The organism is Myroides sp. C1519 (assembly GCF_038039755.1).
GTDB classification, from domain to species: domain Bacteria; phylum Bacteroidota; class Bacteroidia; order Flavobacteriales; family Flavobacteriaceae; genus Flavobacterium; species Flavobacterium phaeum_A.
In genome coordinates this window covers 26,513-37,893 of sequence record NZ_JBBPHM010000025.1, presented here as the reverse complement: position 1 = coordinate 37,893, position 11,381 = coordinate 26,513, and the positions used below count along the sequence as shown (strand labels likewise).

Annotated in this window: 10 protein-coding genes; all 10 read left to right on the top strand. The window is 34.2% G+C overall.

What is annotated here, in order from left to right; all coding sequences use genetic code 11:
* Positions 1-214 precede the first annotated feature (214 nt).
* Entirely contained in the window at positions 215-3,415 is a 3,201-nt protein-coding gene (locus AABL81_RS12255) for a glycosyltransferase family 117 protein (RefSeq protein ID WP_158209903.1), read from the top strand.
* A 73-nt stretch (positions 3,416-3,488) separates the two neighbouring features.
* Positions 3,489-4,544, top strand: coding sequence for a thiamine-phosphate kinase (gene thiL, locus AABL81_RS12250; protein WP_158209902.1), 1,056 nt, complete (start codon positions 3,489-3,491; stop codon positions 4,542-4,544).
* Between the two features lie 241 nt (positions 4,545-4,785).
* Complete coding sequence (locus tag AABL81_RS12245) at positions 4,786-5,271, top strand: acetyl-CoA carboxylase biotin carboxyl carrier protein subunit (protein ID WP_158209901.1); 486 nt, start codon at positions 4,786-4,788, stop codon at positions 5,269-5,271.
* Between the two features lie 2 nt (positions 5,272-5,273).
* The gene (accC, locus tag AABL81_RS12240; protein ID WP_341341173.1) at positions 5,274-6,713 is read left to right on the top strand and encodes an acetyl-CoA carboxylase biotin carboxylase subunit; all 1,440 of its coding nucleotides are present in this window, start codon (positions 5,274-5,276) and stop codon (positions 6,711-6,713) included.
* A 5-nt stretch (positions 6,714-6,718) separates the two neighbouring features.
* On the top strand, positions 6,719-8,260 hold the full coding sequence (locus AABL81_RS12235) for an acyl-CoA carboxylase subunit beta (protein ID WP_158209899.1): 1,542 nt from the start codon (positions 6,719-6,721) through the stop codon (positions 8,258-8,260).
* Between the two features lie 313 nt (positions 8,261-8,573).
* Positions 8,574-8,864 carry a hypothetical protein gene (locus AABL81_RS12230; protein ID WP_158209898.1) on the top strand — a complete coding sequence of 97 codons (291 nt, stop codon included), beginning with the start codon at positions 8,574-8,576 and terminating at the stop codon, positions 8,862-8,864.
* Between the two features lie 117 nt (positions 8,865-8,981).
* Positions 8,982-9,674 (top strand): DUF2625 family protein, encoded by a 693-nt coding sequence (locus AABL81_RS12225; RefSeq protein WP_341341172.1) that lies wholly within the window; start codon positions 8,982-8,984, stop codon positions 9,672-9,674.
* On the top strand, positions 9,674-10,177 hold the full coding sequence (locus AABL81_RS12220) for an SMI1/KNR4 family protein (protein ID WP_341341171.1): 504 nt from the start codon (positions 9,674-9,676) through the stop codon (positions 10,175-10,177). Before AABL81_RS12225 ends, AABL81_RS12220 begins: the two co-directional genes overlap by 1 nt.
* Positions 10,178-10,271: 94 nt before the next feature.
* Positions 10,272-10,751, top strand: coding sequence for a hypothetical protein (locus AABL81_RS12215; protein ID WP_158209895.1), 480 nt, complete (start codon positions 10,272-10,274; stop codon positions 10,749-10,751).
* Positions 10,752-10,923: 172 nt separating this feature from the next.
* Positions 10,924-11,304: a hypothetical protein gene (locus AABL81_RS12210; protein ID WP_233269312.1), complete on the top strand. Its 381-nt coding sequence runs from the start codon at positions 10,924-10,926 to the stop codon at positions 11,302-11,304.
* Positions 11,305-11,381 lie beyond the last annotated feature (77 nt).

Sequence of the window (11,381 nt, the reverse complement as noted above, 5' to 3'; positions counted from 1 at the left end):
CAAAATCAGCTGTGTTACCATTACACCATAGGCCAGTACCAATCATTTCAAAAGCATTATTACTTCTTCAATGCGGATGCAAAAGTAGCACAATTTTTATATTCTCCAAACTTTTCAATTAAAAAAAATTAATTTTTTCTTATTCCTTTAAGCAACTCAAAAAAAATCTTTTCTTTGTAAGTACAAACTATAAATATATCAAGTAATTACAAATATGCTGACATTCAATTACAAGAAGTGGAATATTATAGGCGGTTGGCTATGCTTTTTAATAGCATTAATCACCTACACTTTGACAGTAGAACCTACTGTGAGCTTCTGGGATCCAGGAGAATATATAGCAACTTCTGCCAAGCTACAGGTAGGTCACCCTCCTGGAGCACCTTTCTACCAAATGTTAGGAGCGTTCTTTTCAATGTTCGCAACTTCTCCTGACAAAGTTGCCTTAATGGTAAATATGGTAGCTGTACTCTCAAGTGCATTTACAATTCTTTTTATGTATTGGTCAATTTCCAATATTCTAAAAAAAATAGTTTCTTCTCAGGCTGAGTGGACAAATATGAATGCAATTGTAGTATTAGGAAGTGCTGCTATTGGTTCGTTAGCATTTACTTTTAGTGATAGTTTCTGGTTTAGTGCTGTAGAAGCTGAAGTGTACGCTTCTGCTATGTTCTTAATATCACTTCTACTCTATCTGGGATTAAGATGGTATGACGACTTAGATCAACCGAAAGGAAATAGATGGTTACTACTAATTTCGTTAGTAATTGGATGTTCGTTTGGTGTGCACTTAATGGCATTGCTAACAGTACCTTCAATTGCTTTACTTTACTTCTTTAAGAAGTATCAAAAAATTACAATTAAGAACTTTATCATAGGAAACATTGCGGCTGTTGGAGTTTTATTCTTCTTATTTGCCTTCTTATTTCCTAAGCTTTTAGCTTTCTTTGGAAAGACAGAAATCTTTATGGTGAACAGTATTGGTCTGCCATTTAACAGTGGTACAATCTTCGCTTTCCTTGCTATTGTTGCTTTCTTCGTGATTGGTTTAAAATACACAGAGAAGAAAAACAAAGTAACAGCTAACACAATAATCCTTTCTTTATTGTTTATCTGTATTGGACTTACAAGTTGGATTATGTTACCTATTCGTGCGAATGCAAATGTTGTAATCAACGAGAATACACCTTCTGATGCTGCCGAATTATTAGCTTATTACCAACGTGAACAATACGGAGATGAAAGTATATTTTACGACTCATATTTCACTAAAAAATATGTTGGCTTAGACAAAAACAACCCTTGGAAAGACGATAAACCTAACTACGAACGTGATTACAAAACAGGTAAGTACGTTGTAGTAAACGAATGGAAAAACGCTGGACAAAACTTCGACGAAACACACAAAGGATTTTTCCCAAGAATGTGGAGTACAGATAGAAGTCACCGTATCAATTATATGCGTTATTCAAAACCATTGAATTTCTATCCAAGCCCTAAATATGATGATCCTCAATTAAACGCACTTGTTAAAGGTGTAAAAGAAGGATTAGCTACAGGTGAAATTGGTATTGAAGGATTAGACCAATTCTTAGACCAATACGGACAATATTTAGAGATTGAAGTACCTTCATTCTCAGACAATATGGTGTATATGGTTGACTACCAATTTGGTTATATGTTCTGGAGATATCTAATGTGGAACTTTGTAGGTCGCCAAGATGACATTCAAGGTCAAGGTGATTTACAACACGGAAACTGGTTAAGTGGTATTACATTTTTAGATGAAATACGCTTAGGTTCTCAAAGTAATCTACCAACAGATGTATTAGAAAACAAAGGAAGAAACACTTATTTCTTCTTGCCTTTCATCTTAGGATTAATAGGATTTATCTACAACTTTAGAAAAGACCCTAAAATGTTTTGGGTACTTTTAGTGTTATTTTTATTCACAAGTATCGCCTTAAAAATGTTCTTAAATGAGAGACCATTTGAACCTCGTGAACGTGATTATGCTGTAGTTCCTGCATTCTATGTATTTGCAATTTGGTTAGGTTTTGGAGTATTTGCTATCTATGATGGACTTAAAAAATACGTTAGTCCAAAAATAGCAGGACCAGCAATTTTAGCGGCATCTTTATTAGCAGCACCTGTTTTAATGGCACAGCAAAACTGGGATGACCACGACCGTTCTGACCGTTATACTGCATTAGCTAATGCAAGAGCATACTTAGACTCGTGTGATCCGAATGCTATTTTATTTACTATTGGAGATAACGATACGTTCCCTCTTTGGTATTTACAAGATGTAGAAGGATACCGTACAGACGTGCGTGTGGTATGTACAAGTTTATTACCGTTAGACTGGTATATTGACCAAATGAAAGCAAAAGCATACGAATCAGAGCCATTGCCTATTTCATTTACACACGATCAATATGTTGGTAACAAGCGTGAAGCTATATTAATCAACCAAACAATAGATCAAAGAGTTGATGTAAAATCATTCTTAAACTTTATTCGCTCAGACGACAAAAGAACTAAGATGACTACAGAAGCTGGTACAACGTTATACATAGCACCTACAAACAAAATATCTATTCCTGTTGACAGTGCGAGTATTGCTAAAAACAATATTGTTTCACCTCATTTAAGAGACTCTATCTTACCACAATTAGATATTGATATCACAGACCAAGCGATTTATAAACACCGCTTAATTATGTTAGATATTGTAGCTAATAACAACTGGGAAAGACCTATTTACTTCTCTGGTGGTAGCTGGAATGATGATGACTTTATTTGGATGAAAGATTACTTACAGCTAAACGGATTAGTTTACAAATTAGTTCCTATCAAAACAGCAGCAGAAAGTAATCACCCATTAGACAGAGGTTCTATCGATGCAGATAGAATGTATAATACAGTAAAAACTTGGTATTGGGGTAATATGGGTAGCGACAAAATCTACCACGACCCACAAACAAGACGTAATGCTGTAAGCTACAGAATTAACCTTGCTCGATTAATGGAGAAATTAATTGAAGAAAACAAAAACGATAAAGCAAAAGAAATCATTGATATAGCAATGACTAATATGCCTATCAAATACTACGGATTGTATGAATTAGTTCATCCATTTGTAGAAGGATATTACAACGTTGGAGAAAAAGAAAAAGCTCGCCAACTTACTAATGAATTAGTTCAAAAAAGTAAAGAATCTTTAGATTACTACAAAACGTTGAAATTAGAAGACATCGAATACTATGGTAATGAAGTTGTAACAGACATTGAAGTTTGGCGTCAATTACTTCAAATAGTTGAAGAGTACGATTCAAGTAATTATGCTACTTTAAAAGAAGAGTTTAATACTTACAATAGTAATTTCAAAAGGTTTAGAAGACCTAACTTATAATAGAAAAAGGCGATAGAAAAAAATCTATCGCCTTTTCTTTTTACCTTTGCCATTCAAAACAAGAAGAAATACAATGATCGAAAATAAAAACCAGTCTAAAACAGATTTAGGAAACTTAGGAGAGTTTGGCTTAATCGAGCAATTAACTCAAAACTTTACAATCGAGCAACCTACTACTAATAAAGGAATCGGAGATGACGGAGCAGTACTTGACTTTGCAGGTGACAAAGTTGTTGTTTCTACCGATTTATTAGTCGAAGGTGTACATTTCGACCTTTCTTATTCTCCTTTAAAGCACTTAGGATACAAAGCAGTAGTTGTCAATATTTCTGACATCTGTGCTATGAACGCAATTCCTACACAAATTACAGTGTCTATTGCTGTGTCAAATCGCTTCCCTTTAGAAGCATTAGAAGAGCTTTATGAAGGAATCAATTTAGCTTGTAAATACTACAAAGTTGACTTAATAGGTGGAGACACTACCTCATCACAAAAAGGACTAATCATCAGCGTTACTGCGATTGGTAAAGCAAAAGAAGATGAACTAATCTATAGAGATGGAGCTCAAGACAACGATTTACTTGTTGTAACAGGAGATATTGGAGCAGCATATATGGGGCTACAAGTACTTGAAAGAGAAAAGCAAGTTTTCTTAGTAAACCCTAACAGTCAACCTGACTTAGCTATTTATGACTATATCATTGAAAGACAACTAAAACCTGAAGCACGTACAGATATCAAACAATTATTAGCTGATTTAGGAGTTAAACCAACTTCTATGATTGATGTTTCTGATGGGTTGTCTTCTGAAGTAATGCATTTGTGTAAACAATCAAATGTAGGTTGTAATATTTATGAAGATAAGTTACCTCTTGACCCACAGTTTATCAATACGTGTGAAGAGTTTAATATTGATGCAACAACGATGGCAATCAACGGAGGTGAAGATTATGAACTATTATTCACTATGAAAATGGAAGACTACGACAAGATTAAAGGAAATCCAAATCTAACAGTAGTAGGACATATGACAGAAGAAAAAGAAGGTGTTCATCTAATCACAAGAGCTAATACTAAAATTCCATTAAAAGCTCAAGGATGGAATGCTTTAAAGAACGAAGAAGAATAAAACATAATAATTTCTAATAAAATAGAACGAAAAGCCCTTTCAAAATTGAAAGGGCTTTTTTTGTGCCATACAATTATATTTCTTCCCTATCCCTTACCTACACTACACAGACAACAAATAAAAAAACTGACAATTATATGCAATTCACATTAAAACGAGGAAAAAAATAAATTACCAATAATTAAAGTTGCTCATCTATAACATTTAATTATATTTACAAATACCAAAAACTATTTATAAAATGAACAAAACGTATCAACTTAAAGTTAATGATGATACTGTTTTTGAGAGTAACAATTTATTACAGGACGACATTAATGCTGCTAAAGTCGGAGCCGCTGCATACCATGTACTCAAGAATAACAGATCATACGAGGTGGAAATTGCGTCTTCACAATTCAACCAAAAACATTATGACGTAGTCGTAAACGGCAACTCTTATACCGTAAACATTCAAACCGAACTTGATAAACTAATCAAGGACTTAGGTTTTTCATTAAACACTGCAAAACAAGTCAATTCAATTAAAGCACCTATGCCAGGTCTAATTTTAGAAATAAACGTAGAAGTTGGTCAAGAAGTAGCTGAAAATGACAACTTGTTAATTTTAGAGGCCATGAAAATGGAAAACAACCTAACCTCTCCAAGAAGTGGAAAAATCAAAGCTATCAACGTAACCAAAGGAGATACTGTTGATAAAGGATTAGTTCTAATTGAATTCGAATAAAAATGAAAAAGATACTTGTAGCCAACCGTGGCGAAATTGCTGTTCGTATCATGGAAACAGCTCAAAAAATGGGAATAAAAACTGTAGCTGTTTATTCAACTGCAGACCGTATGGCTCCTCACGTAAAAATGGCTGATGAAGCTGTTTGCATCGGAGAGGCTCCATCAAACCAATCTTACCTATTAGGCGACAAAATTATTGAAGTTGCCAAATCACTAAATGTTGACGGAATACATCCAGGCTATGGCTTTTTAAGTGAAAATGTCACTTTTGCATTAGCTTGTGAAAAAAATGGAATAACATTCATTGGCCCTAACTCTCACGCTATTGAGATTATGGGTAGTAAACTTGCTGCCAAAGAAACAGTAAAGGCTTACAACATTCCAATGGTACCAGGTTTAGATGAAGCCATTACAGATATTGAAAAAGCAAAAGCTATATCAAAAGAAATTGGCTTCCCAATCCTTATCAAAGCCTCAGCAGGTGGTGGTGGAAAAGGAATGCGTGTAGTAGAAAAAGAAGAAGATTTCGAAGCACAAATGCACCGCGCTATATCAGAAGCAACAAATGCTTTTGGAGATGGTTCGGTTTTTATCGAGAAATATATTGGTTCGCCAAGACACATAGAAATACAAATATTAGCAGATAAACACGGTAATATCGTGCATCTGTTTGAAAGAGAATGTAGTATACAACGTCGTCACCAAAAAGTAGTAGAAGAAGCTCCTTCAGCTGTTTTAACACCAGAAATACGTAAACAAATGGGAGAAGCAGCAGTAAAAGTTGCTGCATCTTGTGATTATGTAGGGGCAGGTACGGTTGAGTTTTTATTAGATGAAAACAAAAACTTCTACTTCCTTGAAATGAACACACGTTTACAAGTTGAGCACCCAGTAACAGAATTAATTACAGGACTTGACTTAGTTGAAATGCAAATAAACATTGCCAGAGGAGAAAAGCTACCTTTTACTCAAGACGATTTAAAAATACAAGGACACGCTGTAGAATTGAGAATCTATGCCGAAGATCCACTAAATGACTTCTTGCCAAGTGTTGGTAATTTAGAAGTGTATAAACTTCCTAAAGGACCTGGTATTAGAGTAGATAATGGTATAGAAGAAGGAATGGATGTTCCTATTTATTACGATCCAATGTTAGCCAAGCTAATCACATTTGGAAAGACAAGAGAAGAAGCTATTGAAACAATGCTGACAGCTATCCACGATTACAAAGTAAAGGGAATTGAAACAACATTGCCCTTTGGAAAGTTTGTTATGGAGCACGATGCCTTTCGCGATGGACACTTCGATACCAACTTCGTTAAGAAATATTACAACGGAGAATTGATTAAAGAAGAGTACAAAGACGAAGCTCAAGTAGCTGCTTACATTGCATTAAAACAATATTTAGAAGACCAAAAATCACTTCGATTACCAAACTAATGACTATGAATCCGAAAATAAATACACTTCAAGATCTTCAGGCTCAAGCTAAACTTGGTGGAGGGCAAAGAAGAATAGATACACAACACAGCAAAGGAAAACTAACAGCAAGAGAAAGAGTTGAATACTTACTTGACGAAGGTTCTTTTGAAGAAATAGGAATGCTTGTAACCCACCGTACAACTGACTTTGGAATGGACAAAGAAGTTTATCACGGAGATGGTGTAATTACAGGTTATGGAACAATAAATGGGCGTTTAGTTTACCTATTCGCACAAGACTTTACTGTATTTGGAGGAGCTTTATCTGAGACACACGCAGAGAAAATTTGCAAAGTAATGGATATGGCTGTTAAAATGGGAGCACCAATGATTGGACTAAACGACTCTGGAGGAGCGCGCATCCAAGAAGGAGTACGTTCATTAGGAGGATATGCTGATATCTTTTTCCGCAACGTACAAGCATCAGGCGTGATTCCACAAATCTCAGCAATTATGGGACCTTGTGCAGGAGGAGCAGTTTATTCACCAGCAATGACTGACTTTACAATGATGGTTGAAGGTTCAAGTTATATGTTTGTAACAGGACCAAGCGTTGTAAAAACAGTAACAAATGAAGAAGTAACATCAGAAGAACTTGGAGGAGCAAGTACGCATTCTACGAAATCAGGGGTTGCTCATACTACCTCAGCAAATGATGTTGCTTGTTTAGAAGACTTAAAAAAATTACTATCATATATTCCTCAAAACAATACAGAGAAAGCATATGATATTCCATACACATTAGGAGAAGAGTACAGACCGGGATTAGACACTATTATTCCTGAAAGCTCTAACAAGCCTTATGATATGAAAGAAGTTATTCACAATATTATTGATGAAGACTCTTTCTATGAAATACACAAAGATTACGCAGAAAACATCGTTGTTGGATTTGCTCGCTTAGGCGGAAAAAGCGTGGGTATCGTTGCAAACAACCCTATGTTTTTAGCAGGATGTTTAGATGTAAATAGCTCAATCAAAGCAGCAAGATTTACACGTTTTTGTGACGCATTCAACATTCCATTATTAGTTTTAGTTGACGTACCTGGCTTCTTACCTGGAACAGACCAAGAGTGGAATGGAATTATTGTTCACGGAGCAAAACTACTTTATGCTTTAAGCGAAGCTACAGTGCCAAAAGTAACTGTAATTACACGTAAAGCCTATGGAGGTGCTTATGATGTGATGAACTCTAAACACATTGGTGCAGATTTAAACTTTGCGTGGCCTAATGCTGAGATTGCAGTAATGGGAGCAAAAGGAGCGAGTGAGATTATCTTCAAAAAAGAGATTTCTGAAGCAGAAAACCCTGCAGCTAAATTAGCAGAAAAAGAAGCAGAATACGCTGAGAAATTTGCAACGCCATACAGAGCTGCTCAACGCGGATTTATCGATGAAGTTATCTTGCCAAATGAAACAAGAAGAAAACTATTGAAAGGTTTTGCAATGCTTGAAAACAAGGAAGTAGACTTGCCTAAACGCAAACACGGAAATATTCCGCTGTAGCTAACTTCTACATTGCTGTTACTTTTATTTACTATTAAGCAACAACAATCAATAATTGATATATCTAAAAGATCAAATTATAAAAACAACGTCACTTTAATAGTGACGTTTGTTTTTTAAGACAAAACATAAAGTATCTCTTATTAAACAAACAAAATAACACGTAATAATTTATTTAGTTCTTAAAAAACAGTTATATAAACAAATTTAAAACTGTTAAAATTTTGAATTTAGAACATAATGGCATAGTTTTGTATATGTAAAACTGACTTAAAGCTATTTCTTTAACAGTTACAACTAAAAAAACCAAAAGATGAACACTATAAATCAAGAAGCAAATAAAAGTCCACTATTGAGTATAGGCGCATTAGTATTTTCAATTATCACATTAGGGCTATTCTTTTTTCCATCAATGAGTTATTTCAAAGTTCTATTGCCAATAGCCTTCTTAATAAGTCTTACATTAGGTATTGCTGCACTGCAATTATCTTCAAAGAAGATTGCTATTGCAAGTATTTTTGTTCTTTTAGTATTAGTTGCATTTTCAGTAAAATCAATTTTATATGTCTATATGCCTATTCCAGAAGCAATTGCAGACTTATAATCACAATACAATCAACCAATCTATGATGTAAACTACAAATCAATTGATAAGTAGTTTACATTTTTTTTATCCCTTCCCTTTCAAAATTAACTATCTTTAGTTCTTAAAATTGTTTCTATGCGCACACTACAAGAACTAATTGATACAAAAGACTCTGCTTGGCCAATGATTGAAGAATGGATAGCAGAGAGCCCAAAACAGGTTACTACACTTTCTAAAAACACCCAAGAAATTGCTGACAACGCCTTAATAGCGTTACAGGTTACTACCAAATCAACATTAGGTGCCCTTATCTATGAATCAGGAGGTCTTCTTATTGATAATGGATGGATCAAAGTACTTGGTGGCGGACATAATGACCAAATGTTAGACATACTAACGTGGAATCAAGGCAAAACAATTATGGACAACAACACCAACAAAGGTTTCATAATCGTAGCATTTGATGTTTTAGGAGGTTATTTCTGTATCAATAGTGGTGCTTTAGGCAAGGACATCGGCAAGATATACTATTTTGCTCCTGACACATTAGATTATGAAGCCCTTGAAATCGGATACTCTCAACTATTAAACTTCTTCTTAACAGGGAGAACAGAACAGTTTTACCAAGACTTTAGATGGACAAACTGGCAAGAAGAAATAGCATCATTACAATACAATCAAGTAATTAACTTTGTTCCTCCACTTTGGACTAAAGAAGGAAAAGACATTGAACAATCAGCAAAAAAAGCTGTTGATGTAACTGAACAATTCCTGCTGCAATCAGAATTTAGAGAGGGTTTAAATGATATTGAAAACAAATATATCTAATGAACAAGTTTAGCCATTATACTATAATTCCAAATATTAATACCAACTCCACAAGTTTAGTTTTGCCTTCTGCAGAAGATATCAACAATTGTGAACAACTATTGAACTTTTGTTTTGAAGAAGATTACAAAACATATATTCTTCAATACGGAGAAGGTTTATTAGGAGGAACATACATTCGCATCTATCCCCCTACTCGTATCTCACAAGAACAAAGTCAATGGTTAGAACGAGTAACACAATACTATTTTTGGGAAATAGGTAAAGAGGTATTGACTAAAGAACAAGTCTTACAAGCCATTTGTATAGGAGATACTTTTGACGGAGATGAAATTATCTTTTACAACCATCAGTACTTTGTTTTGCCAAGAAATGAAGAAAATATCTATGCCTTAGGACATAATCTAAATGACGCTATTGAATGGTTGTGCAACTCAGGAATCTTAACAGAAGCTTTTACTGAACGAGAATTCGAACCTTTTAATGAAGTATTACATCCATAAAACAAAAGCGAGTGATTTACTGTGCACATTACTTCTTTATTAGACATTTTCTTCGTAACTTAATAAGACTGTACAAACCTTAATCATTCAGAATATGCAAGACAAACTTTTAAAATTAGAAAAGTACTTTGAAACAGAAAGCTATGACGATTTTTACGCAATAGGAAAAGACCTTGTATTCTGGGTAGATTGGAGAGAGTATGATGATGCAATAGTAGATTTTATTGAAGATTGCCTCCAAACAGAGAGCTTAGCTGCCAAAATAGAAGACCGACCAAATGAAGAACTTGAGTTGTTTGTATCATACCAAGGAAAAACACACCAACGTATTATTGTTGATTTAGACGATACGATCATTTGGTTAAATGAATTGTTGCAACCAGCCTTTGAAATACGCTTTTGTAAAATATCAAAAGGGTCAGATACCTTAGCTTTTGTTCCCTTAACACAAGAACAATGGCAAGCGTTAGAAAATAGATATGGCAACGAATTAATCACAAAGCATTTTGAAGTAATCAACAAGATGTCAAAGTTTTTTAATAAAAAGCACAAGAGAACATCTTTAAACTTTTAATCCACCGTTAAATACGGGTGATATTAAAAACCTATTTTATAATTATTAGAATTTTATTAGAAGTAAATAGTATGCTTACTTTGAATAAATACAAATTACTATCTTGCGCCCTCAATTAACAAAGAATATTTAACTTTGTAAGTATCAATTACTAATCAATAATTCCAATAAAGTGAGAAGAAGAATTGCCATATTATTTATGCTATTATTCTTAGTTTCAACAACTGAGTTCGGTCAGCTGTTGAAATTCCCTATTTTAGTGGAACACTTTGTTGAGCATAAAACAAATAATCCTGATTTAAGTATTTGGGGATTCTTACAAATACACTATAGCGAAAGCCATAAAGAAATTGGCGATCCAGTAGATGAGAAGCTACCTTTTGTTTCTCACGCACATATTATTTCTTTTGTAGGAATTGTAACCCCTACACCCCTTATTAAAATCAATCGTATTAAATTTAATACAAACCACAATAAAGTACACGCTTTCGATGAAGATGCAATCGAAAGTAGCTACCTATCTTCTATTTGGCAACCGCCTAAATACTGTTAATACATATCGAATTTTCAAAAGAATATTCTTTCGTAGTATAATTGCTATGAAACAATTTACTATGAATGTTATTCATT

What these genes read in the sequence shown, in the direction of transcription:
- thiL (WP_158209902.1), top strand. Translation starts at nt 3,489, where the DNA reads ATGATCGAAAATAAAAACCAGTCTAAAACAGATTTAGGAAACTTAGGA.
- AABL81_RS12255 (WP_158209903.1), top strand. Translation starts at nt 215, where the DNA reads ATGCTGACATTCAATTACAAGAAGTGGAATATTATAGGCGGTTGGCTA.
- AABL81_RS12245 (WP_158209901.1), top strand. Translation starts at nt 4,786, where the DNA reads ATGAACAAAACGTATCAACTTAAAGTTAATGATGATACTGTTTTTGAG.
- AABL81_RS12225 (WP_341341172.1), top strand. Translation starts at nt 8,982, where the DNA reads ATGCGCACACTACAAGAACTAATTGATACAAAAGACTCTGCTTGGCCA.
- AABL81_RS12230 (WP_158209898.1), top strand. Translation starts at nt 8,574, where the DNA reads ATGAACACTATAAATCAAGAAGCAAATAAAAGTCCACTATTGAGTATA.
- accC (WP_341341173.1), top strand. Translation starts at nt 5,274, where the DNA reads ATGAAAAAGATACTTGTAGCCAACCGTGGCGAAATTGCTGTTCGTATC.
- AABL81_RS12220 (WP_341341171.1), top strand. Translation starts at nt 9,674, where the DNA reads ATGAACAAGTTTAGCCATTATACTATAATTCCAAATATTAATACCAAC.
- AABL81_RS12235 (WP_158209899.1), top strand. Translation starts at nt 6,719, where the DNA reads ATGAATCCGAAAATAAATACACTTCAAGATCTTCAGGCTCAAGCTAAA.
- AABL81_RS12215 (WP_158209895.1), top strand. Translation starts at nt 10,272, where the DNA reads ATGCAAGACAAACTTTTAAAATTAGAAAAGTACTTTGAAACAGAAAGC.